The organism is Solicola gregarius (genome assembly GCF_025790165.1).
Taxonomy (GTDB): domain Bacteria; phylum Actinomycetota; class Actinomycetes; order Propionibacteriales; family Nocardioidaceae; genus Solicola; species Solicola gregarius.
Genome location: NZ_CP094970.1, coordinates 789,304 through 812,668 on the forward strand (window position 1 = coordinate 789,304; position 23,365 = coordinate 812,668).

The window sequence follows — 23,365 nt, forward strand, 5'->3', positions numbered from 1 at the left end:
GACTCGCCGGTCTACGGTCGTGCTATGAGTTCGGTGCACACCGTGCTACGCACCTCGCCGCTGGGACGCCTCGCCGCGCGAGACCTGTCGGGTGCGCAGATCTGCGCCGGCGCGGCCGCCGCGATGGCCGCGGTCACCGCCGTGAGCATCGGTCTCACCGGTGAGCTGGGGATCTTCTTCGGTGGCTGCTTCGTGCTCGTCTCCGTCAGCTCCGCGCTCGCGGCCGATATCCGGTCGCTGTTCACACCCGGCGTCCTCCCGCCACTGCTACTGGTGTCCGTGCTGGTCACGGTAGCCGTCGTCGCACCCCAGGCGATCGACGCGCCCGGCCTGGCCGAGTCGGCCGGCGTGACTCAGCGGACGATCGCGGGCGTCGTACAGCACGCGACCGCGCTGATCGTCGGCCACCTGCTCGCGCTCGGCACCGTCGCGTACCGGATCGTCAACTCCGCAGAGCGCCGCTGACGCCGCTCAGGCTCCTGCGGCGCGCAGGTCCTTGCGCAGCTCGGGCGGCAGGGCGAAGATCAGGCTCTCCTCGGCGGTGTGCACCGCCGTCGCCGTCGGGTAGCCGCGCTCGGTCAGGAACGTCAGGACGCCCTCCACCAGATCGTCGGGAACCGATGCGCCCGAGGTGACGCCGACGCTCTCGACGCCCTCGAGCCAGGCGTCTTCGATCTCGGACACATCATCGACCCGGTACGCCGAGCCGGCGCCCGCCTCGAGCGCGACCTCGACCAGGCGTACGGAGTTCGACGAGTTGGCCGACCCGACGACGATGACGAGATCGGACGTCCGCGCGATCTCCTTCACGGCGAGCTGGCGGTTCTGGGTGGCGTAGCAGATGTCGTCGCTGGGCGGATCCTCGAGCTGCGGGAATTTCGCACGCAGCCGGTCGACCGTCTCCATCGTCTCGTCGACGCTCAGCGTCGTCTGGGAAAGCCACGACAGCTTCGTACCGTCGGCGAACTCGAGGTCGTCGACGTCGGCCGGCCCCTGCACCAGCGTGATGTGGTCGGGCGCCTCGCCTGCCGTGCCCTCGACCTCCTCGTGACCTTCGTGCCCGATCAGTAGGATCTGGTAGTCCTCCTTGGCGAACCGCTTCGCCTCGTGATGGACCTTGGTGACCAGCGGACAGGTCGCGTCGATCGTCTTCAACCCGCGCTCGGTGGCCTCCGCGTGAACGGTCGGAGACACGCCGTGCGCGGAGAACACGACCGTGGCGCCCGCCGGCACCTCGCCCAGCTCCTCGACGAAGACCGCGCCGCGCTCCTCGAGCCCGTGCACCACGTGCTTGTTGTGCACGATCTGCTTACGTACGTACACCGGCGCGCCGTAGAGGTCGAGCGCCTTCTCGACGGTGATGACGGCGCGATCGACGCCCGCGCAGTAGCCGCGCGGGGCGGCGAGGAGTACGTCGCGGTCGCCGTCGGTCGCAACGGCCGGCATGCCGAGCGGCACGGTTTCCGAGTCAGGCATACCCCCCCCATGGTAGGGATCCCCGTGCCGGACGCGGCTGGGGCCGGGTATGTCGTGGCTCACCGTTAGTGTCTGTGCATGCCTCTCGAGACCTCGCCCGAGTCGCCGGCACCGCTGCGGCAGATCTCGCAGCTGCTGTCGGACTGGATCGGGCGGCTGGGCGCCGTGTGGGTCGAGGGCGAGGTCGCCCAGCTCAACCGGCGTACGGGCGTGTGCTTCCTGACCCTTCGCGACGTCGCCGCGGAGGTCTCCGCGCAGGTGACCTGCCGCCGCCAGGTCCTCGACTCGACCAACCCGCCCGTCACCGAGGGCGCACGCGTGGTCGTGCACGTACGCCCGCAGTTCTACGCCCGCAACGGCAGCCTGTCACTGAACGCCATCGAGATCCGCCCCGTCGGCATCGGCGAGCTGCTGGCCCGCATCGAGCAGCGCCGCCAGCTGCTGGCCGCCGAGGGCCTGTTCGACCGCGTACGCAAGCGGCCGCTGCCGTTCCTGCCGCGGCGCATCGGGCTCATCACCGGGCGCGACTCGGCGGCCGAGCGCGATGTGCTCGACAACGCGCGCCGGCGGTGGCCCGGCGTCGAGTTCAGCGTCGTCAACGCCCGGGTCCAAGGCACGGCAGCCGCAGAGGAGGTCATCGCGGCGCTGCACCGGCTCGACCACGATGACCGGGTGGATGTCGTCATCGTCGCGCGCGGCGGCGGCTCGGTCGAAGACCTCCTCCCGTTCTCCGACGAGACCCTCGTTCGGGCGGTCGCGGCCTGCACCACGCCGGTGGTGAGCGCGATCGGCCACGAGCCCGACACGCCCCTGCTCGACCTCGTCGCCGACCTGCGCGCCTCGACGCCGACCGATGCCGCGAAGCGGGTCGTTCCCGACGTACGCGAGGAGCTCGACGGTGTCCAGCAGCTACGCGACCGCGGCCGCCGGTGGCTCGCGGCATACCTCCGGCACGAGGAGCAGGGCCTGGCCAGCGCGCGTTCGCGACCCGCACTCGCCGACCCGCTCAGCCTGATCGACGACCGCGCCGGGCAGATCGACGACCTCTGCGAGCGCGCCCGGCGTACGGTCGGCCACCGCATCGACCGGGCAAACGACGAGATGGCCCATCACCTGGCCCGCGTACGCGGCCTCTCACCACGCTCGACGCTCGCCCGCGGCTACTCGGTCACCCAACGCACCGACGACGGCCTGGTCACGTCCATCGACGAAGTTGCGCCCGGCGACGAGCTCGACATCCGGGTCACCGACGGCCACCTCACCGTGCGAGTCGATGGCACCCGGCCCGCCCCCGAACACGAGACCCACGAGACGGAGCAGAGCGCGTGAGCGACGAAGAGTCCCCCGACATCCCCTACGAGCAGGCCCGCGACGAGCTGATCGAGACCGTACGCAAGCTCGAGGCCGGCGGCACGACCCTCGAGGAGTCGCTGGCGTTGTGGGAGCGCGGCGAGGAGCTCGCGAAGATCTGCCAGCAGTGGCTCGACGGCGCCCGCGCCCGGCTGCAGGCGGCGACGGGTGCGGGCGACCCGGAGGACGAGTAGGCGGTCGCTGCTTCGGCGCAGGCCTACGCCGGCTCGAGCGACTCGACGTAGCCCTCCATCTCGTCACGCGGCGCGTCGCCGGTCACCAGTACCGTGACGTCGCTGTCGCGGCGTACGAACGTCGTCTCGTCGTCGGCGACGCGTACCGACCACGTCTCACCACCGAGGCTGGCCGTCCCGTCGGATCGGGCGCCGCGCGCGTACTTCTTGACCATCGAGCCGACCGATGCCTCGGCCTGCTCCAGACCGACGTAGTCATCGTCCGCGGTCACCATCCCGAGGTGCCACGACGGCGGATCGCCGGGGTCGAGCCGGGCGGCGTTCGCCCGCCAGCCGTCCGGTACGTCGGCGGGCGCGAGCAGCGGATAGTCGACTCCCTCGCTCGCCTCGGTGGCGATCTGCCGATAGTCGACGTCGCTCGCGGGCTTCGGCGGGTCGTCGCGCAGGAATGCGGTGAATGCGACGACGAGTCCGGCGAGCACACCGAGTACGACGACCGACCGCACCATGTCGCCGAGCGACGGGTTGCGCCTGTCGCGTGGCGGGGCCGCATCCGGTTGAGTCACTATTCCATTGTTGCGTCTGTACGCGACGGACATGCTGACGGGTACGTAAGCGAAGGAGCACCATGGCAGAGAGCGCGCCGGAGACCTACCGGGCGATGGACCTGTCCCTGCGCGTCGGCGAGATCCTGCTGTCGAGCGGCGCGGGCGCGGCCGACGTCAAGTCGACGATCCTCGCGGTGACCAGTGCCTGCGGCCTGCGCAACTGCGCGGTCGACATCAGCTTCACCACGCTGTCGGTCTCGTACCAGGAGGAGCCGGACTCCGCTCCCGAGACGCACATGCGCGTCGTACAGCACCGAGGTCTCGACTTCGGCGCCATGTCCGACATCGACCGGATGCTCCGTCGACTCGTCTCCGGCAGGATCGACCGTGCCGAGGCGAGCACGATCGTCAACGACATCACGTCGTCCAAGCGCCCGTACTCGCGTCGGGTGGTGACCGTCGCGGCCGGATTCATGGCGGGTGGGCTGTCGCTGCTCCTCGGCGGCGACGCGCTCGTCTTCGCCGTCACCGTGGTCACGGCCGTCCTGATCGACCTCTCGGGCCGCTTCCTGTCGGCTCGCCGCATCCCGGCGTTCTACGGGCAGATCCTCGGCGCGCTGATCGCCACGGCGACCGCGATCGGACTGCACATGGTCTACCCGCCCGCGCGACCGTCCCTGATCATCGCGTCCGGAATCATCATGCTGCTCGCCGGGATCTCGATCGTCGGCGCCGTCCAGGACGCACTGACCGGCTACTACGTCACCGGCGCCGCGCGCACGTTCGAGGCGATCCTGCTCACCGGCGGTGTGATCGGCGGCGTCTCGATAGGTCTCGGGATCGCGCAGAACTTCGGCGAAACGCTCACGGTCCGCATCGTCGAGGGCAACGTGCACAATCTGCCCAGCCAGCTCCTCGGGGCCGTGATCGCGACGGTTGCCTTCGCCGTCACCTGCCAGGTCGCGTGGAAGGCCCTTCCCGGTCTCGGCCTGGTCGGCCTGTTTGCGCAGCTGCTGTACCAGGCCAGCATCGGCACGGAGTGGGGACTCGGTCTCGCCGTCAGCTCCGGGATCGCCGCGTTCGGCGTCGGCCTGGTGGCGTTTCAGGTCGGCCGCCAGATCGGGGCACCACCCTTGGTCGTCGTCACCGTCGGCGTCGTCGCCCTGCTGCCGGGTGGCGCGATCTACCGAGGACTGTTCCAGCTTCTCATCGACGAGAAGCCGATCGGCGTCATCACGCTCATCTCGGCCATCACGATCGCCGTCGCATTGGCCGCCGGCGCCATCCTCGGCGAGTACATCGCGCAGCCGCTCGCTCGTACGGCCGGCCGGCTGGAGACCCGGCTGTCGGGGCCGCGCCTCGTCGGCCCCCTTCGGCAGCCGTCGCGGTCGACCACCCGGAAGGCGGCCCGCCGCCTTCGCAAGCTGCAGAAGCAGGAGCAAGAGGAGGAGTCAGGCGCAGAATCAACGTCCGACGTACGATAGCGACGCATCTGCGTGTACGGTCGGGTCATGCCGACGTACCGCCTGTCCGAGGCCGCCGACCTGCTCGGCGTGAGCATCGACACCGTACGACGGTGGGCCGACCAGCGGCGGTTCTCGCCGGTCACGACCGAGCAGGGGCGGGCCGCGATCGACGGCGAGGACCTCGCCCGGCTGGCGCGCGAGCAGGCGCACCTGCCCGACGCCGGCGGCGGATCCGGTAACGCGAGCGCCCGCAACCGGATGCGCGGCATCGTCACGTCGGTCACGAAGGACACCGTGATGGCGCAGGTGGAGATGTGCTGCGGGCCGTACCGCGTCGTCTCGCTGCTGAGCGCCGAGGCCGTCGACGACCTCGGTCTCGCCCCCGGATCCGTCGCGACCGCCGTGGTCAAGGCAACCAATGTCGTCGTGGAGGTCGACTGATGAGCGGCAAGGAGAGCGCGAGGTACGAGCGGCTCGACGAGCGCGACCGAAAGGCGGCGCGTTCGAAAAGACTCACGGTGACGCTCGCCGCCGGAGCCCTGACGCTGACCGGCGTCGCGGCATGTGGCTCGGACGACGACAGGGGCGGCGAGTCGAAGGGCACGCTGACGGTTCTCGCGGCGTCCTCGCTCACCGAGGCGTTCGGTGAGCTCGAGCAGACCTTCGAGTCGGAGCACGACGTCGACGTGAAGGTCTCGTACGACTCGTCGTCGGTGCTGGCCGACCAGGTCATCGAGGGCGCGCCCGCGGACGTACTCGCGACCGCCGACGAGCAGACCATGCAGTCGGTCGTCGACGAGGACCTCACCGACGGCGACCCGCAGACGTTCGCCCAGAACTCGCTGGTGATCGTGACGCCTCCGGACAACCCGGCGAACATCGAGAGCCTGCAGGACTTCACCGACGATGTCACCTTCGCCGTGTGTGTGCCCGAGGCACCGTGCGGGGACGCAGCGAAGCGGCTGCTCGACCTGGACAAGATCGACGCCGACCCGGCCACCGAGGAGGAGAACGTCAAGGACGTCCTCACCAAGGTGACCTCGGGCGAGGTCGACGCGGGCCTGGTGTACGTCAGCGACGCCCAGGCTGCCGGCGACGATGTCGCGACCGTCCAAGCCGAGAACGCCTCCGAGGTGGTCAACGCCGACCCGATCGCCGTTCTCGCCGACGCCGGCGACACCGAGCTCGCGCAGGAGTGGGTCGACCTGGTGCTCGGCGACGAAGGCCAGCAGGTGCTGAAGTCCTATGGGTTCCAGCCGGGCGCCTGAACGCGACGCCGCGGCGCTCGGCCGTGCGCCGGCGGTGCTGCTGGTGCTGTCCGGACTTGCGCTGGTGGTGCTGCTGCTGCCGGTCGTCTCGCTGCTCGTACGTACGCCGTGGACCCAGCTCGCCGACCGGCTCACGTCGCCGGAGATCCTCGACGCACTGCGGCTGAGCCTGGTCTCGGCAACGACGGCGGCCGCATTGAGCCTGCTGCTCGGGGTGCCGCTGGCCTGGCTACTCGCCCGCGTCGACTTCCGCGGCCGCGCGCTCGTACGCGCGCTCGTCACGGTGCCGCTCGTCCTGCCACCCGTCGTCGGCGGTATCGCGCTGCTGATGGCGTTCGGGCGTCGCGGCGTCGTCGGCGGGCCGGTGTACGACGCGTTCGGGCTCACGATCCCGTTCACGACGACCGCCGTCGTGCTTGCGCAGACGTTCGTCGCGCTGCCGTTCCTGGTGATCAGCGTCGAAGGTGCCCTGCGGTCCGCCGACCTGCGCTACGACGAGGTCGCCGCGACACTCGGCGCCGGCCGCTGGGCGACGTTTCGTACGGTGACACTCCCGCTGGCCGCGCCCGGCGTGATCAGCGGGACCGTGCTCGCGTGGGCACGAGCGCTCGGCGAGTTCGGCGCGACGATCACGTTCGCCGGCAACTTCCCCGGCACGACGCGGACCATGCCGCTGGAGATCTACACCGCCCGGCAGGCCGACGAAGGGGCGTCGCTCGTCCTCAGCGCGATCCTGCTCGCCATCAGCGTGCTCGTGCTCGCGAGCCTTCGCGAACGCTGGATAGGGGGCACACCCGCATGATGCTGGACGCGCAGATCGGCGTACGCCGCGGGGAGTTCGATCTCGACGTTCGGTTGCAGGCGGACGCGGGCTCGATCGTCGCCCTGCTCGGCCCGAACGGTGCCGGCAAGAGCACGGCGGTACGCGCGCTCGCGGGCCTCACGCCGTTGCGTACGGGCCGCATCGCACTCAACGGCGAGGCGCTCGAGGATCCGGCCGCCGATATCCGACGGCCCGCACAGGAGCGCGACGTCGGGATGGTGTTCCAGGACCCGCTGCTCTTCCCCAACCTCAGCGTCCGCGACAACGTCGCGTACGGGCCGCGGCGGCGCGGCGCACGGCGCGACGCCGCTCGGCGTACGGCCGCGGAGTGGCTGCGCCGCACGTCCCTCGAAGACCTCGCGGCCCGCATGCCCGCGCAGCTGTCGGGTGGCCAACGGCAGCGGGTGGCGATCGCCCGCGCCCTCGCGACCGAACCCCGGATGCTGCTGCTCGACGAGCCGACATCGGCACTCGACGTGTCGGTGACCCTCGAGCTGCGGCACTTCCTGCTCCGCCGGCTCCGTGAGTTCGACGGCGTGACGGTGCTCGTCACGCACGACGCGCTGGACGCGCTCGTACTCGCCGACCAGGTCGTGGTGATCGACGGCGGACGCGTGTCGCAGGCGGGGCCACCGCGCGAGGTCGCAAGCCGGCCGCGCAGCGAGCACGTCGCGTCCCTGATGGGGCTCAACCTCCTGCGCGGACAGTCGACGGGCACCACCATTCGCCTCGACGACGGGACTCAGCTCGTGACGGCATCGGCCAGCGAAGGCGACGTGTTCGCGTCCTTCCCACCACACGCCGTCACCCTGTCGCGCGGACGCCCGGAGACGAGCGCCAGAAACTCGTGGGAGCTTCGCGTCGCCGGCCTCGCACCACACGGTGACGCCGTGCGGGTGCACCTCGCGGGAGCGGCGCAGCTGCTCGCCGACGTGACACCGTCCGCGGTCGCCGAGCTCGAGCTCACCAACGGCGCACAGGTATGGGCGACGGTGAAGGCGACCGAGGTCGCGGTGTACGAGACGTAGTATCTGGTCGCATACGTGTGACACGACACTAGGCTGTGCTCGCACGAGCCGACCGCAGCGAAAGGCCGACATGACCGACGACTCGCCCGGCGCCGCGCCCGCGCCCAACGACGCACTCACCCCCGCCAGCTCCGCGCCCGACCGCAACCTCGCCCTCGATCTCGTACGCATCACCGAGGCCGCCGGAATGGCCGCCGCGCGATGGGTGGGCCGCGGCGACAAGAACGGCGCGGACGGTGTGGCGGTCAACGCCATGCGCGCCCTGATCAACACGGTGCAGATGTCCGGTGTGGTGGTCATCGGTGAGGGCGAGAAGGACAACGCGCCGATGCTGTTCAACGGCGAGGAGGTCGGCGACGGCACCGGCCCGGCGTGCGATGTGGCGGTCGACCCGATCGACGGCACGACGCTGACCGCCAAGGCGATGCCGAACGCCGTCTCCGTGCTGGCCGTCGCACCCCGGCACTCGATGTACGACCCCTCGGCCGTGTTCTACATGGAGAAGCTGGTCACCGGTCCCGAAGCGGCCGACGTCGTCGACATCCGGCTGCCGCTCGCCGAGAACATCCACCGGGTCGCGAAGTCGAAAGGGCTCGACGCCGGCGACGTCACCGTGTGCATCCTCGACCGGCCCCGCCACGAGCAGCTCGTCACGGAGATCCGGGAGGCAGGTGCGCGGATCAAGTTCATCACCGACGGCGATGTCGCCGGCGCGATCCTCGCGGCGAGCCCCGACACCGGCGTCGACATGCTGGTCGGCGTCGGCGGTACGCCCGAGGGCATCATCGCCGCGTGCGCGATGAAGTGCATGGGCGGGCTCATCCAGGGCCGGCTGTGGCCGACCGACGACGCCGAGCGAGAGCGGGCGATCGCCGCGGGCCACGACCTCGACCGAGTGCTCACGACCGACGACCTCGTCCGCGGCGACGACTGCTTCTTCGTCGCCACCGGCATCACCGACGGCGAGCTGATGAAGGGCGTACGCTTCGGCGCCGGCACGGCGAGCACCGAGTCGGTCGTGATGCGCTCGCGCAGCGGCACCATCCGCAAGATCTCCAGCCAGCACAAGCTGGAGAAGCTGATGGCGTACTCCTCGATCGACTTCGAGCACTAGTGTCCTGTGTACGAAGTGGTTTGACGGAAGGCGGCGTTCAGGTGGATGCACCGCAAGGCCGAGAAGGAAGGTCATAGTGGGCCCTATTTCCGACGACGAGAACGCCGCGGGGCGCCGCCTGGGCGGCGAAAGACGTCCGATCATTTCGTACACAGGGCACTAGGCCGTGCCTGACCCGATCCTCGTCATCGGAGAGTCGCTCGTCGACATCACCGTCGGCCCCGGTGGTACGACTACCCGGCCCGGCGGCTCACCGCTCAACATCGCGGTCGGCTGCGCCCGCCTCGGCGTCTCGACCGTCCTCGCCACCCAGATCGGCGACGACGAAGCCGGCGAGCTCGTGCGCGATCACCTCGACTCGTCGGACGTCGACGTACGCTCGCTGCCGCCGCATCGACCGGACACCTCCGTCGCCCGTGCCGACCTCGATTCCGCCGGCCATGCCACGTACAGCTTCGACCTGGCGTGGGATCCCACGGAGCTGCCGTCGCCGGAGGGTTTCGGCTGCATCCAGGTCGGCTCGATCGGCGCGACGCTGGCACCGGGAGCCGACGCCGTGGACGCACTCACCGCGCAGGCGGCGGACGCGGGCGTACCGATCGGCTTCGACCCGAACGTACGCCCCACGATCACACCCGACCTCGCCGACGTACGCCGACGTGTCGACGCCATGGCCGAGCGCGCGACGGTGGTCAAGCTCAGCGACGAGGACGCCGAGCTGCTCTACCCTGGCGAGCCCGATGTGCTCGCCCGGCTGACCGGACGCGGGCGCACCGCCCTCGCCGTGCTGACCTGCGGCGGTCGCGCGGTACGCATGCGAAGCGCCGCCGCCGATATCGAGGTCGCCCCGCCGACCGTCGAGGTAGTCGACACGATCGGAGCGGGCGACTCGTTCATGTCGGCGTTGCTCGCCCGGCTGCTCGAGCACGAGCTGCTCACCGGCGCCGCCCTCGACTCCGCGGCGCTCGTCGACCTTGCGAACACCGCCGCCCGCGCCGCCGCGATCACCTGCACACGCCCCGGCGCAGACCCGCCGACGCGACGTGAGCTCGCCGATTCCGAGACGAGCACTTGATCACACACAGTCACTGACGGGTACGATGCGATTCCGCGAGGGTTGGAGGCACCGTGGCCGAGACGACCGTGTCCGTCGGCGATGGGATCGACATCTGCTACGAGACGTTCGGAGACCGCTCCGATCCGACGATGCTGCTGGTCATGGGGCTCGCCGGGCCGATGGGCTGGTGGAGCGTCGAGCTCTGCGAGGCGCTCGCCGCTCGCGGCTACCACGTGATCCGGTACGACAACCGCGACACCGGCGCGTCGACGAAGCAACGCGAGCGCCGGGTCAACCGCTCCGACATCATCCGCGCGTTCCTCGGCGACCACAACCGCGCCGTCTACACGATGTCCGACCTCGCCGGCGACGCGTTCGGGCTGCTCGACGCGCTCGACATCGACCGCTTCCATCTCGTCGGCGCCTCGATGGGCGGCATGATCGCGCAGACGATGGCGATCGAACGGCCGGAGCGCGTCCGGTCACTGACCTCGATCATGTCGACCACCGGTCGGCGTACGGTCGGGTGGCAGCACCCCAAGCTGCTCCCTGCCCTGCTCGCGCGCACCGGCCCGACCCGCGGGGCGTACGTGGAGCGCACGATTCGCACCCAGCAGCTGATCGGCTCGCCCACGTTCCCACCCGACCTCGCGGAGCTGCGGTCCCGGGCCGAGGAGACGTACGACCGCGGCTGGTCGGCGAGCGGGGTACTCCGGCAGATGCTCGCGATCCTGTGCCAGCCCGACCGCACCGCCGAGCTCGAGGGCCTCGACATCGCGACCTGCGTCGTACACGGCCTCGAGGATCCGCTGGTGCACCCGTCCGGAGGGCGGGCGACCGCGCAGGCCATTCCGAACGCCGAGCTGATCCTGATCCCCGGTCTCGGCCATGACCTGCCGAGGCAGCTCACGCCGACCTTCGTCGACGCCATCGACCGGACGGCCCGCCGCACCGGTCAGGCTAGGTCATGTCCGGTGGGTCCCGTCGATCAGTGAGCGGGATATCCGCGCCGATCTCGCAAGGCGCGGGAGTGAAGTCGGAGTCGGACCTCCCATGAGCGACCGCAACGCCGCGAGAGTGGATGCGGGATCACGCGAGCCGGCGGGGCCTACCGGACACGACCTAGGCCGTGTAGCTCCGACAGTGCGTCCTCGAGGTAGCCGATCAGCGACCAGACGTCCGGCACCATCTCGCGGCAAACGACGACGCCGAAGTCGAGCGATCCGTTGTAGCTGAACAGCGTGATGTTGATGCCGCCGGTGAGCTGGGTGACGGCCGAGATGGGGTGAATGCCCTCGACGGTCGCCCCGTCGACGTACAGAGGGAACTGCGGCCCCGGCACGTTCGAGATGAACAGGTTGAACGGCAGCCCGGGCACCGTGATCATCCGGAACAGCGCCCGCGAGGCGAGGCCGGAGAGTCCGGTCGGCAGCGCGGCGCTGAAGTCCTGCAGGATCGTCGCCGGAACGGCCTCGAAGCGTTCCTTGGCGACCGCGACCTCGTCGTGGAGGTACGTGAGGCGCTCGGCCGGATCGCGCAGATGCGTCGGTATGCGCACCAGCATGACCGAGATCTGGTTGCCCGACTCGACTCCCGAGTCGTCGCGGATCGACACCGGTATCGCGGCGACGAGCGGCAGCTCGGGCAGCGCGTCATGGTCGAGGAGCCAGCTGCGCAGCGCGCTCGTCGTCAGCGCCATCACCACGTCGTTGACCGTCAGGTCGTACGCCTGCTTGATCGACTTGACGGTCTCGAGCGATACGGAGCCGAACGAGAAGCGCCGATGCGCGGTGATCGGGCCGTTGAACGGCGTCGGCGGCGCGAACAGGTGCCGGGTCTCATCACCCTTCGACCCGCGACCGAGGAACGTCATGACGGCATCCGCGGCGTCGCTGACCTGACGCGCGCCGGGTACGTTCGCCGCGCCCGGCAGACCGCTGAGATGTGGCAGTGAGCGCGGCATCGAGGCGAGCGCATGGCTCCACGTACGCGTGTTCGTCGCGATCGCCCGCGGCACCAGCTGCTCCGGCCCCGGCAGCGGTGCGGGCGACCAGTCGTCCGGCTCGACGGCTCGCGGCTCCGGTGTCACGTCCATGATGGTGGCGAGCAGCTCGGCGCCGGTCACGCCGTCGATCGCGGCATGATGCACCTTGAAGTACAGGGCGGCCCGGTCGCCGCGAACGCCGTGCACGAGGTACAGCTCCCACAGCGGCCGCGAACGGTCCAGCGGACGGGCGTGGATACGGGCGATCTGCTCGCCCAGCTGGTGGTCGTCGCCCGGTGCGGGGAGTGCCAGCTCGCGCAGATGGAACTCGATGTCGAAGTCGGGATCGTCCGCCCAGTACGGATTGCCGAGGCCGAAGGGTACGTTCACGAGGCGCTGCCGGAACGGCGGCGCGAGGTGCAGTCTCGGCTCGAGGAGCGCCCGCAGCTCATCCAGGCTCAGGCCGCCGCCGGGCGCCGTACTCGGGTCGAGCATCACGACCGCTCCGACGTGCCCGGTCGTGGTGGTGTCCTCGACATTGAGGAACTGTGCGTCCAATGGGCTCACGGGCTTCATACCCGTCGAATCTACCGGTGCGGTCCGCGGTCCGTCTCCCCGGTGGGCCGCACGTTTCGGCCCCGATTTCGCGGGTTTTGGGGCAGAAGTGTGCGGCCCAGCGGGCGGGTGGGTCCGGTACGGTCGGCATCGTGGAATGGCGGGCCGGGGATGCGGCGTTGCGGCGCCGGGCTGACGGCGCCCTCGAGCTTCGGGTAGGCGGCGTCTTCGTGATGGACGACGTCGAGACGAGTAGCGAGCGACTGCTCGCGCGGACGATGCTCGACGGCCTGCCCGACCCACGCCACGTACTCGTCGGCGGCCTCGGACTCGGCTACACCCTGCGCGAGATCCTCGGCGACCCGCGCATCAAGCGGGTCACGGTCGCGGAGCTGGAGCCCGCGATCCCGGCGTGGATGCACGACGGCATGCTGCCTGGAGCCGACCTGCTCACCGACCCACGCGTCGACCTTCGCATCGCCGACGTACGCGAGGTGGTGGACGCGACGGAGCGGGACGACCTCGACGCGATCCTGCTCGACGTCGACAACGGGCCCGGGTACCTCGTGCACGAGGACAACGCGGAGTTGTACGAGCGCCCGTTCCTGCAACGATGTGCCGACGTCTTGGCGCCGGGCGGCCAGCTGTGCGTGTGGTCGATGGCCGAGGCGCCGGAGCTCGAGTCTGCGATGCAGGAGCGGTTCGGACGCGTCGAGACCCAGCCGATTCCCGTACGTCTGCAGGGTCGCGCCGAGTCGTACTGGCTCGTGCGCGGGCACGGTGTCGCAGGAGATAGCCTCGCACCATGAGCGCTGATCAGGACTACCGCATCGAGCACGACACGATGGGCGAGGTACGCGTACCCGCGAAGGCACTGTGGCGGGCGCAGACGCAGCGCGCCGTCGAGAACTTCCCGATCTCGGGCACCACGCTGGAGGGCCAGCACATCAGGGCACTCGCGCAGGTCAAGGGCGCCTGCGCCAAGGCCAACGCCGAGCTCGGCGTCATCGAGAAGGATATGGCCGACGCGATCGTCGAAGCGGCGGTCGCGGTCGCCTCCGGCGCGTACGACGGCGAGTTCCCGATCGACGTCTTCCAGACCGGCTCGGGTACGTCGAGCAACATGAACACCAACGAGGTCCTGGCGACCCTCGCGACGCGTTCGCTCGGCCGCGACGTGCATCCCAACGACCACGTCAACGCCAGCCAGTCCAGCAACGACGTGTTCCCGACCTCGATCCACGTCGCGGCGACCGCCGCCGCCACGAACGAGCTGGTCCCGGCGCTCGACCGGCTCGCGTCGGCGTTCGAGGCCAAGGCGTCGGAGTTCGCGCAGGTCGTCAAGTCCGGGCGTACGCACCTGATGGATGCCACCCCCGTCACGCTCGGCCAGGAGTTCGGCGGGTATGCCGCGCAGGTCCGCAAGGGCATCGCACGGGTCGAGTCCGCGCTGCCCAACGCCGCGGAGGTCCCGCTCGGCGGCACCGCCGTCGGCACCGGCATCAACACCCCGGCCGGGTTCCCGCAGCGTGTCATCGAGCTGCTCGCCGAGGACACCGGCCTGCCGCTGACCGAAGCGAGCGACCACTTCGAGGCACACGGTGCCCGTGACGGCCTGGTCGAGCTGTCCGGTCAGTTGCGTACGATCGCGGTCGGCCTCACCAAGATCTGCAACGACCTGCGCTGGATGGGCTCCGGCCCGCGTACCGGCCTCGGCGAGATCGCGCTCCCCGACCTGCAGCCGGGCTCGAGCATCATGCCCGGCAAGGTAAACCCGGTCCTCCCCGAGGCGACCCTCCAGGTATGCGCGCAGGTCATCGGCAACGACGCCGCCATCGCGACCGGCGGTGCGTCGGGCGCGTTCGAGCTGAACGTCATGCTGCCGCTGATCGCCCGCAACCTGCTCGAGTCGATCCGGCTCCTCGGCAATGTCTCGCGGGTGCTCGCCGACCGCTGCATTTCCGGCATCACCGCGAACGTCGATCGCTGCACGGAGCTCGCCGAGTCGTCGCCGTCGATCGTGACGCCGCTGAACCGACTGATCGGGTACGAGGCGGCGGCGAAGATCGCCAAGAAGTCGGTGGCCGAGCGCAAGACGATCCGCGACGTCGTGCTCGAGCTCGGGTACGTGGAGCGCGGCGACCTCACCGAGGCACAACTCGACGAGGCTCTCGACGTACTGTCGATGACCCACCCGTAGGGCGCTGCTCAACCTGTTGCACGAACGCATCGACCGCGCCGTCGCCGTTCGAATGGTCAGGACTCGTCGCGCCGCTGCTTCGCGTCGTTGGCCTTGCGCCTCTTCTCCGCCTCGTTCTTCGCCACGAAGACCGCGATCAGGATCGGCAGCCAGTACTTCGACGTGCCCATGACCGAGTCGACCCAGTCGGGCGGCGAGATGTCCGGGAGGAGCCCCGACAGCCACCCGAACGGGTCGGGCATCCACGAGAAGTCGAGATCGGGCAGCCAGGACAGATCGATCGACGGCAGGTCGATCCGCGGCAGGAGCCCGCGTACGAGCGCGCCGATGCCGACTAACGCGATCAGGATCTGACCGGCGGCGATGACGACATGCCGCGCGGCGTAGAGCCGCGGCCGATCACGCTGGAACTCCGCGAGTCGTGCGGCGCGCGTCCCCTCGGGCGGGTCGAGTGGCACGCGGTACTCGACCGGATCGCGGTCGCCGTCGGCTGCGTCGGCCAGGATCAGCTGACAGCGTTCGACTCCGCCGCTCACCGGCGTCTTCACATGGACGCGGACCTCCTCGTAGCGGAGGTCGATCGCCTCGAAGCGTCCCCGAGCCCTCGGCAACGCGCTCGCCGTCGACGTACAGCACTGCCGTGTTGGTGAGCCACCGCCCGGAGACGTCCACGCCGATGGATCGGCCGGCGAGCTCGGTCGTGTAGCGCCCCGTTGTCATGCCTCCATCGTCGTCGGCCGCGACGCGACCGCGCATCAACCGAAGGTCGACCCGCGGTCCGACCTTCGGCCAGCGACCCGGCATCTCACGTCGAAGCGGCGGCCGCCCTGACACTGCGGTACGCCTCGCCGTGGCGCCGGTTCCACTCGCAGCTGGCTTCCAGCGGCTCGAACAGGCTCCGACCGAGCTCGGTCAGGGCGTACTCGACCCGCGGCGGGTTCTCGTCGTACGCCGAGCGGTCGACCATCCCGTCGCGCTCGAGCCGGCGCAGGCTCTCGGTGAGCACCTTCGCCGTGATCGGATGCAGCGGAACGAGCAGCTCGCCGAACCGTCGCGGGCGGTCGCGCAGGCAGGTGATGATCCTCGCGGTCCACTTGTCGCCGACCTGGATCGGCACCTCGCGGTCGCAATCGTCGAACAGGTCGGGCGGCAGCACATCGGTCACCGCTCCAGGATAGGCAGGTCAGCACCGGTTTCGTTGCGGTAAGCGGGGGTGGGCGACGTACGGTCCAACTCCAGTCAGACCACGGGGAGTCGCAATGGGCAGGATCATCGTGTTCGGAGGCCGCGGGCGTGCGGGTCGTGCGGTCGTCGCCGAGGCAGTCGACAGGGGCCACCTGGTGACGGCGGTCGTCCGAGACCCCGACCGATACGACGTTCGTGCCATCGCCGGTGTACGCGTCGTCCGCGGCGACGTGACCGATCCGAACGAGGTCGCGCGGCTCAGCGCAGACCACGATGGGGCGGTGAGTGCCGTTGCACGGCTCGACGTGCCGGCTGGGCGGTTCTACGCCGACGTCACCTCGGCACTGGTCAAAGGTCTTGGTGCGCCCGGACCCATGCGCTTGGTGATTGTCGGCATCGGCACCAACCTGCGTACGCCGGACGGGCACAGGGCACACGACGCCGACGGCATGCCGAACGACGCCCGAGAGTTCTCCCGCGGCCACTATGCCGGGGTCCGGCTGCTGCAGGACACGGCGCACGATCTGGATTGGGTCGTCCTGGCACCGCCGCCGGTGTTCCTGGACGAGGAGAACGGCGGTGGTCCGATCTTGGTCGGCGACGACACGTTGCCGGACCCCACTGCGACCGCCGGCTCGTTCTCGTACCCGGAGGTGGCGACCGCGGTGCTCGACGAGATCGAGACGCCGACGCGGCACCGTGGACTGGTGTCGCTCGCTCGGGCGAGCGCATCCGCCGCGGGCTGACCGGTCAGTACCAGTTGTTGCCCTGTTTGAAGTCGTTCGCGGCGCAGGGCGAGCCGTAGCGGTCGGCGATGTAGCCGAGGCCCCACTCGATCTGGGTGGCCGGGTTGGTCTCCCAGTCGGATCCGGCGCTGGCCATCTTCTCCGCCGGCAGCGCCTGCGGGATGCCGTACGCACCGGAGTACGGGTTCTCGGCGTCGAACTGCCACTGGCTCTCGCCGATCCAGAGATCGTCGAGGCACGGGAACTGGTCTTCGCCCCAGCCGTACTCGCCGAGCATCGAACGCGCGATGTCCTGCGGGTCGGCGGCCTCCACCTCGACCTTGGCGGATGCGGCGCGGCCGCCCTTCGACACGGCCGACTCCTCGGCCATCGACTCCTGCTTGAGGCTGTCGAGCGAGGGGCGTCCGGCGCTGCGGCTCACCTCGCCGTCGTCGCTGCGTGCCGACAGTGCCGCCGCGTCGGAACCACCGTCGAGATCGTCCCAGGCACCATTGGCCGACGCGACGTTGGGCAGCGCCGTCGGCGTGTCGTCGGCCGCGACCTGGGCGGCCGGGTCACCCGTCAGCGCCTGGCTGCCGACAACCGTGCCGGTCGCGAGTACGCCGCCGACAGCCGCGAGCGCGACCGACTTGCCACTGACTTGCGGGGTGGCGTCGATCGCGCGGCCGACGGTGCGTTCGAACGTGGACGGTTTGCGATGCCGGGCGGCATGCGCACCGCCTTTTGGGCGGCCTCGAGACAAGAGAGGTCCTTTGCTTAGGGACGGATCAGACGAAAGCGTGCCCGATTGTTGGGCGCGTTATCAAATCGCGATCTCCAAGAGTGGGATAGGTCACGCCGCTCTCGGCCGGTCAGGCGGGGACACGGGCGGCGAGATTCTCGCCCGTTTCGGGCACGAACAGATGCATCTTGCGGGTGTCCATGAACAGTCTCGTGCTCTCGCCGTCGCGGATCCGACTCGCCGTGTCGAGCGCGACCACGATCTGCGTACGCAGCGACTCGCTGTCGGTCTCGGCCTGCAGGTCGGCGAGCTGCCCGGCGATCTCGGGTGGCGGCTCGAACGGGATGTACGCGTACTGCTCGTTACCGAGCCACTCGACGACGTCGACGTCGGCATCGAACTCGACGCCATGCGGTTTGATCGCCTCGTCGACCAGCGAGGCGTCCTCGAAGTGCTCGGGGCGTACGCCGGCGATGAGCAGCTCGGTGTCGCCGAGGACGGCCTTGACCTCGCTCGTCATCGGCACCGATCCGAACGGCAGCTCGAGCCGGTCGCCGTTGACCTTCGCGGGCAGCATGTTCATCGGCGGCGAGCCGATGAACCCGGCGACGAACAGGTTGACGGGGTGCTCGTACAGCTCGCGCGGCGTCGCCACCTGCTGCAGGATGCCCTTCTTCAGCACCGCGACGCGATCACCGAGGGTCATCGCCTCGGTCTGGTCGTGCGTGACGTACACGGTCGTGACGCCGAGCTTCTTCTGCAGCCGCGAGATCTCCGTACGCATCTGCCCGCGCAGCTTGGCGTCGAGGTTGGACAGCGGCTCGTCGAACAGGAACGCCTGCGCGTCGCGTACGATCGCGCGCCCCATCGCGACCCGCTGGCGCTGGCCGCCGGAGAGGTTCGCGGGCTTGCGGGAGAGGTGCTCGTCGAGCTCGAGGGTCGCCGACGCCTCGCGTACCTTGCGGTCGATCTCGTCGTTGCTGAACTCCTTGGAGAGCCGCAGCGGGAACGCGATGTTCTCGTACACGGTGAGGTGCGGGTAGAGCGCGTAGTTCTGGAACACCATGGCGAGGTTGCGATCGCGCGGCGCGAGGTCGTTGACCCGGGTGCCGCCGATCACCATGTCGCCGGACGTGATGTCTTCCAACCCGACGATCATCCGCAGCAGTGTGGACTTACCGCACCCGGACGGGCCGACCAGGATCATGAGCTCGCCGTCGGCGATGTCCAGGCTGATGTCGTTCACGGCCGGGAAGCCGTCGCCGTACTGCTTGACGATGTTGTTCATCTCGATGGTTGCCATGTGGCATCAACCCTTCACGGCGCCGGACGTCAGGCCGGCAACGATCTTGCGCTGGAACAAAAGGACGATGATGATCACGGGCACCGTTGCGACAACGGCTCCGGCGGCCATCAGGGAGGCTGGCGGGTTGAACGGGTCCGACCCGACGAAGAATGACAGCGCCGCCGGGATCGGCCGCGCATTCGACGTCGATGTCAGCGAAATGCCGAACACGAAGTCGTTCCACGCGAAGAAAAAGGTGAGGATCGCGGCCGTGAAGACGCCAGGCGCCGCCAACGGCACGATCACCCTCCGAAACGCCTGCCAGGACGTCGCGCCGTCGACCTGCGCGGCCTGCTCCATCTCCCACGGAATCTCGCGGAAGAACGCCGACAGCGTCCAGATCGACAGCGGGAGAGTGAACGACATGTACGGGATGATCAGGCCGATCCAGGTGTCGAACAGCCCGAACGTGCGCCACATGTCGAACAGGGGACCGACCAACGAAACGACGGGGAACATCGCAATCGCAAGAGCGATCGTGAGCACAAGCTTCTTCCCACGGAACTCCAATCGCGCGATCGCGTACGCAGCGAGTGTCGCGAGGATTACCGATAGCACGGTCGCGATCAGGCAGATCCCTATCGAGTTGATGATCGACTGCTGGAAGTCCGGGTTGTCGAAGACATCCTTGTAGTTCTGCCAGCCCGCACTACCGCCTTCCTCCGGAAGGAATCCGGGGCTACCGTTCGTCACCGCGTCCTGGGACTTGAACGACAGCGAGATGATCCAGGCGATCGGCAGCAGGCACCAGATGAGAATGATGGCCGAACCGACGACGACGCCGATTCTCGTCTTCACTGGCATCGTGTCAGCTCTCCTGCCTTGCCTGGGCGAGGTCGACTCGGAACAGCTTGACCAACAGGTACGCGATCAGCAGCACCGAGAGGAACAGCAGCACCGATAGCGCCGAGCCGGCTCCGAGCTGGAACTGCTCGATGACCTGTCGGTAGGTGAGGAATGAGGCGGATTCGGTATTGTTCTGCCCCTTCGTCATGACGAAGATGTTGTCGAAGATCCGGTACGCGTCGAGCGCACGGAAGAGCACGGCAACCATGATCGCCGCACGCATGTTCGGCAGGATCACCTTCCAAAGGCGCTGCCACCAGGTCGCGCCGTCGACCTTCGCCGCCTCAAGCATGTCCTCGGGCACTTGTGCGAGGCCCGCCAGTAGCAACAGCGACATGAACGGCGTGGTCTTCCAGATCTCGGAGATGCAGATCGCAAAGAGCGACGACCAGTGTCCGCCGAACCAGTTGTAGTCGTCGGCCACGAACGGAAGCCACGTGTTCAAGAAGCCGTTGTTGTAGCTGAAGGCGAACTGCCAAGTGAAGCCCGACACGACAGTCACGATTCCGTACGGGATCAGGATCGATGTGCGGATCACCCCCCGCGCGAAAATCACCCGGTGCATCACCATCGCGAACACGAAGCCGATCACCAACTCGATCCCGACCGTCACGACCATGATGAGGACGGTGTTCCAGGTGTCTCTCCAGAACAACGAGTCGGTCAACGCGGTCCAGTAGTTCGTGAGACCGACGAATGCCTTGTCATCGGGAGTCGTGAGCTGGTAGCGGAACAACGACAGGTAGAGCGCCTGCAACATCGGGTAGGCAGTGACGACCAGCATCACGATGACGGCTGGCGCCACCAACTTCCGCCCCAGTCGGTTCTCCGCACGAGTACGATCGCTGCCCTCGGGCGGTGGGTTCGATGCGCCCTTGGTCATCGTTGCCGTGCTCATCGACGCCTCCGTCGGATCGCCGCTACGTAGTGCTCCCTCACAGCAACGCCTTCCCGTCGAGTACGTCCCGGATATAGCTAGCCGACTCCTTCGGAGTCTTATCGGGTTGGACCGACGTCGGGGGATGCCAGACGTTCTGGATAGCGCCGGAGATCGTGCTCCAGTACGGCGTCTTGGGCCGCGCAGCGCCCGTGTCGATGCTCTCCCTGAACAGCGCTAGTAGGTCTGCCGGGTACGCGTCCTTGAGATCCGCATTGTCGTACACCGAGGCACGTGCAGGCATCAGGCCATCGGTCACGGCAAGCGCGGTCTGGCTTTCGGGGGATGTCACGCACTCGGCAACCTCGAACGCCCAGTCCTTGTGCTCGGAGAAGGCGCCGACACCGATATCGATACCGCCAATCGGCGGCCTACTCTCCTCGCCCTCGACCGTCTGCGGATACCGGGCCCACCCGAGGTCTGCGAAGTCCTGCTTCGAGATCATCCCCTCGCCCTCGCCAACGAGGCCGTTGTAGTTCGCGTAGACAAACGTCCAGTTCGTCATGAACTCGCCTGCGCCGGCATACATGAGCCCGAGACTCGTGCCCTCGTTCGAGTTGGTGAGGTCGGGCTGGGCGGCCTTCGAGCCAGCCAGTTTCTGGATCACCGCGGCCGCGTCACGTCCAGCCTGCGAGTCGATATCGATCGAGAGATCGACTCCCTTCTCCACATCGGACACGATGTGGCCGCCGGCACCCTCGACCAACTGGTTGATCCAGATCGCGTACGCCTCGTACTTGTTGGCCTGGACTCCGACCGTGCCGCCGTTGTCGGCGGCAGCGTCGATCACCTGATCCCAGGTAACCGGCTTGGACATGTCGAGACCAGCCTTCTCAGCAAGCGACTTGCGGTACCAAAGCAGCTGCGTATTGGCCCATTGGGGAATGCCGTAAATCTTGTCTTTCCACGTCACGGTGTCGGCAGCACCCTGCAAGACGTCGCTACCCGTCGCGGCCTCGGCGAGCTCATCCGGCACCTCGGCGAGGTAACCGGCGTTCGCCAGCTCTGACATGAACGGCGGATCGATGTTCATCAGGTCGATCGTGGAGTCGTCGGCCGCGAGGCGCCGGGCAAGCTGCACGCGCTGCTGGGTAGCATCCGTCGGCAACTGCTGCACGTCGATGTCGTAAGGCTTGCCCTCGCTGCACTGCTCGGCGAGTACCTTCTGGGTCTCAACCCCATCCGGGTTGACCCACCACGTCAGCGTGTTGTCCTCGCTGGACACACCGAAGACCTGCGCGCAGGCCGTCAGGCTAGTGGCGGCGACGGCGGAACCGATCGCGACGATAATCGCTCGTCTCCCTCGTCCGCGGGTCCGGGTCATCGTGCTCCCTCTCCGTCCGACGCTGCAGGCGGCCCCCTCGCAGACCGTACCTGTGATCGAGATCACCTAACCACAACGATGTCGTCCGCGCCACGGTTGACTCCGAGTTGTGACCGCACGCCTCGGCAGCGGTGGACTTGAACGCCACCGCCGCCGACGCGGCAGTAACTCTAAATGCTCTTCACGTCGGCAGCCAGGATCGCCAACCCGACCAATGGTTCCAATTCTTCAACTTCCAGCAGTTCGTCCTATCATGATTGCACCGCCCGACCCGGAACTTTATTCTCTTGTTTTCCTTAATTTGCTTATTGCAAACATAGTTCCCGACCTGATTGAGCCAGCCTTGGTCGCCGTCCTTCCCATGGACGGAAACACACATACCACTACGACCATAATTTGTCTTCCAGTGCATCCCAACCCGCTGGCCGTCGCCTCTGTTGTCGGCAACCTGAAGACTGTCGCTCTTTCCGGCGTAACAACCAGACACGTACGGCAGGGACCCATTGTTGCAGTAATAGCGCGTGCTCATCCAATGCTTCGGGGTGACATTTTCCCACTCAAACCGATACTTTTGAGCGGAGGGTTCATTCACACTTGACTCCGATGTGTGGGGCGGCGCTGACAGCGCTGGAGGGACAGACCCGACAAAAGGAATTGTCATTGCCACTGCCCCACCGATCAAGGCGCGCACGTAGCCGGAACGGGCCAGGTCTCGATGTGGCACTACTGCTGGCTTCTTCATATTCTCAACCTTCCCAATGGACGTGGTCGAGCGGCGCCCCGCCGTCCGACGTGGGGCGCCGCTCACGGAGGTGAGTCAACCACTCCACTCTACGCAATATGTTGGTTGCCAAAGACTCTGGCCGTCGCCGTAGCTGTAGATGTGGCGGGGGTCGGTGTCGACCCACCATCTCGTGCATCTGCGCTCCCGCGTGAAGAACTCCCAAGCACCCTTGCCAATTTCGTAAGCACCCGTAATGCAGCCGTACAAACCCACTGGCGTTCTGCAGCCGAGCGAGTTTTTTCCCCACCCCACCTTTAGCTCAACGACATCCCGATGATGGGGACGTCGATGGTGGCGATAATACTTCTTCCGCTTCCTCTTTGGGCAGGGGTGATCGCTTTCGTCCTCATAGCACAGAGGCGGGCGAGGGGCAAGATTTCGCCCATCACCTCGCTTCATGATTATCGCCCCGCG

24 protein-coding genes are annotated in these 23,365 nt (G+C 68.2%); 14 read left to right on the top strand and 10 right to left on the bottom strand.

The annotated features are described in order from the left end of the window. Positions 1–24: 24 nt before the first annotated feature. Entirely contained in the window at positions 25–465 is a 441-nt protein-coding gene (locus tag L0C25_RS03980; protein WP_271635112.1) for a DUF6542 domain-containing protein, read from the top strand. Between the two features lie 6 nt (positions 466–471). Here L0C25_RS03980 and L0C25_RS03985 read toward each other — a convergent pair whose 3' ends face one another. Next, positions 472–1,476 carry a 4-hydroxy-3-methylbut-2-enyl diphosphate reductase gene (locus L0C25_RS03985; RefSeq protein WP_408641667.1) on the bottom strand — a complete coding sequence of 335 codons (1,005 nt, stop codon included), beginning with the start codon at positions 1,474–1,476 and terminating at the stop codon, positions 472–474. Between the two features lie 78 nt (positions 1,477–1,554). Between L0C25_RS03985 and xseA the strand changes: the two genes are divergently transcribed. Beyond that, positions 1,555–2,805 carry an exodeoxyribonuclease VII large subunit gene (gene xseA, locus L0C25_RS03990; RefSeq protein ID WP_271635113.1) on the top strand — a complete coding sequence of 417 codons (1,251 nt, stop codon included), beginning with the start codon at positions 1,555–1,557 and terminating at the stop codon, positions 2,803–2,805. Further along, positions 2,802–3,020 (top strand): exodeoxyribonuclease VII small subunit, encoded by a 219-nt coding sequence (locus tag L0C25_RS03995; protein ID WP_271635114.1) that lies wholly within the window; start codon positions 2,802–2,804, stop codon positions 3,018–3,020. The genes xseA and L0C25_RS03995 overlap by 4 nt, the downstream gene beginning before the upstream one ends. 23 nt (positions 3,021–3,043) lie before the next feature. Here the strand turns inward: L0C25_RS03995 and L0C25_RS04000 are convergent, their stop codons facing one another. After that, positions 3,044–3,586 (bottom strand): DUF4245 domain-containing protein, encoded by a 543-nt coding sequence (locus L0C25_RS04000; RefSeq protein WP_271635116.1) that lies wholly within the window; start codon positions 3,584–3,586, stop codon positions 3,044–3,046. Between the two features lie 62 nt (positions 3,587–3,648). On the opposite strand from L0C25_RS04000, the gene L0C25_RS04005 reads away from it, so the two are divergent. From L0C25_RS04005 to L0C25_RS04040, 8 genes are all read left to right on the top strand, one after another. After that, positions 3,649–5,052 carry a threonine/serine exporter family protein gene (locus L0C25_RS04005; protein WP_271635117.1) on the top strand — a complete coding sequence of 468 codons (1,404 nt, stop codon included), beginning with the start codon at positions 3,649–3,651 and terminating at the stop codon, positions 5,050–5,052. A 27-nt stretch (positions 5,053–5,079) separates the two neighbouring features. After that, positions 5,080–5,475 carry a TOBE domain-containing protein gene (locus tag L0C25_RS04010; RefSeq protein ID WP_271635118.1) on the top strand — a complete coding sequence of 132 codons (396 nt, stop codon included), beginning with the start codon at positions 5,080–5,082 and terminating at the stop codon, positions 5,473–5,475. Further along, positions 5,475–6,302, top strand: coding sequence for a molybdate ABC transporter substrate-binding protein (modA, locus tag L0C25_RS04015; protein ID WP_271635120.1), 828 nt, complete (start codon positions 5,475–5,477; stop codon positions 6,300–6,302). Before L0C25_RS04010 ends, modA begins: the two co-directional genes overlap by 1 nt. Beyond that, on the top strand, positions 6,280–7,104 hold the full coding sequence (locus L0C25_RS04020) for an ABC transporter permease (protein ID WP_271635122.1): 825 nt from the start codon (positions 6,280–6,282) through the stop codon (positions 7,102–7,104). The genes modA and L0C25_RS04020 overlap by 23 nt, the downstream gene beginning before the upstream one ends. Then, positions 7,101–8,153: a sulfate/molybdate ABC transporter ATP-binding protein gene (locus L0C25_RS04025; RefSeq protein ID WP_271635124.1), complete on the top strand. Its 1,053-nt coding sequence runs from the start codon at positions 7,101–7,103 to the stop codon at positions 8,151–8,153. Before L0C25_RS04020 ends, L0C25_RS04025 begins: the two co-directional genes overlap by 4 nt. Before the next feature lie 70 nt (positions 8,154–8,223). After that, positions 8,224–9,267: a class II fructose-bisphosphatase gene (gene glpX / locus L0C25_RS04030; protein ID WP_271635125.1), complete on the top strand. Its 1,044-nt coding sequence runs from the start codon at positions 8,224–8,226 to the stop codon at positions 9,265–9,267. A gap of 166 nt (positions 9,268–9,433) precedes the next feature. Then, positions 9,434–10,342 carry a carbohydrate kinase family protein gene (locus L0C25_RS04035; RefSeq protein WP_271635126.1) on the top strand — a complete coding sequence of 303 codons (909 nt, stop codon included), beginning with the start codon at positions 9,434–9,436 and terminating at the stop codon, positions 10,340–10,342. Between the two features lie 53 nt (positions 10,343–10,395). Then, complete coding sequence (locus L0C25_RS04040; protein WP_271635127.1) at positions 10,396–11,319, top strand: alpha/beta fold hydrolase; 924 nt, start codon at positions 10,396–10,398, stop codon at positions 11,317–11,319. 113 nt (positions 11,320–11,432) lie between these two features. Here L0C25_RS04040 and L0C25_RS04045 read toward each other — a convergent pair whose 3' ends face one another. Further along, positions 11,433–12,884, bottom strand: a complete 1,452-nt coding sequence (locus L0C25_RS04045) for a WS/DGAT/MGAT family O-acyltransferase (RefSeq protein ID WP_271635128.1) — start codon at positions 12,882–12,884, stop codon at positions 11,433–11,435. Positions 12,885–13,015: 131 nt separating this feature from the next. On the opposite strand from L0C25_RS04045, the gene L0C25_RS04050 reads away from it, so the two are divergent. Then, on the top strand, positions 13,016–13,672 hold the full coding sequence (locus L0C25_RS04050) for a spermidine synthase (RefSeq protein WP_271635129.1): 657 nt from the start codon (positions 13,016–13,018) through the stop codon (positions 13,670–13,672). After that, a complete protein-coding gene (locus L0C25_RS04055; RefSeq protein ID WP_271635131.1) occupies positions 13,669–15,063 on the top strand; it encodes a class II fumarate hydratase in 1,395 nt (464 codons plus the stop codon). The genes L0C25_RS04050 and L0C25_RS04055 overlap by 4 nt, the downstream gene beginning before the upstream one ends. Before the next feature lie 56 nt (positions 15,064–15,119). Here the strand turns inward: L0C25_RS04055 and L0C25_RS04060 are convergent, their stop codons facing one another. Together L0C25_RS04060 and L0C25_RS04065 are read right to left on the bottom strand one after the other, a co-directional pair. Then, positions 15,120–15,674 carry a hypothetical protein gene (locus tag L0C25_RS04060; RefSeq protein WP_271635133.1) on the bottom strand — a complete coding sequence of 185 codons (555 nt, stop codon included), beginning with the start codon at positions 15,672–15,674 and terminating at the stop codon, positions 15,120–15,122. 194 nt (positions 15,675–15,868) lie between these two features. Then, positions 15,869–16,228, bottom strand: coding sequence for a winged helix-turn-helix transcriptional regulator (locus L0C25_RS04065; protein ID WP_271635134.1), 360 nt, complete (start codon positions 16,226–16,228; stop codon positions 15,869–15,871). Positions 16,229–16,322: 94 nt separating this feature from the next. Here L0C25_RS04065 and L0C25_RS04070 point away from each other — a divergent pair, with 94 nt between their 5' ends. Beyond that, positions 16,323–16,994 (top strand): NAD(P)-dependent oxidoreductase, encoded by a 672-nt coding sequence (locus tag L0C25_RS04070; RefSeq protein ID WP_271635135.1) that lies wholly within the window; start codon positions 16,323–16,325, stop codon positions 16,992–16,994. A 4-nt stretch (positions 16,995–16,998) separates the two neighbouring features. Here L0C25_RS04070 and L0C25_RS04075 read toward each other — a convergent pair whose 3' ends face one another. The 5 genes from L0C25_RS04075 to L0C25_RS04095 form a co-directional block, all read right to left on the bottom strand. Continuing rightward, a complete protein-coding gene (locus L0C25_RS04075) occupies positions 16,999–17,736 on the bottom strand; it encodes an aggregation-promoting factor C-terminal-like domain-containing protein (protein ID WP_271635137.1) in 738 nt (245 codons plus the stop codon). Positions 17,737–17,845: 109 nt separating this feature from the next. Then, entirely contained in the window at positions 17,846–19,018 is a 1,173-nt protein-coding gene (locus L0C25_RS04080; protein WP_271635138.1) for an ABC transporter ATP-binding protein, read from the bottom strand. Positions 19,019–19,024: 6 nt separating this feature from the next. After that, positions 19,025–19,858: a carbohydrate ABC transporter permease gene (locus L0C25_RS04085; RefSeq protein ID WP_271635139.1), complete on the bottom strand. Its 834-nt coding sequence runs from the start codon at positions 19,856–19,858 to the stop codon at positions 19,025–19,027. A 10-nt stretch (positions 19,859–19,868) separates the two neighbouring features. Then, positions 19,869–20,804, bottom strand: coding sequence for a carbohydrate ABC transporter permease (locus tag L0C25_RS04090; RefSeq protein WP_271635140.1), 936 nt, complete (start codon positions 20,802–20,804; stop codon positions 19,869–19,871). 37 nt (positions 20,805–20,841) lie between these two features. Further along, positions 20,842–22,068 carry an extracellular solute-binding protein gene (locus tag L0C25_RS04095; protein WP_271635141.1) on the bottom strand — a complete coding sequence of 409 codons (1,227 nt, stop codon included), beginning with the start codon at positions 22,066–22,068 and terminating at the stop codon, positions 20,842–20,844. Positions 22,069–23,365 lie beyond the last annotated feature (1,297 nt).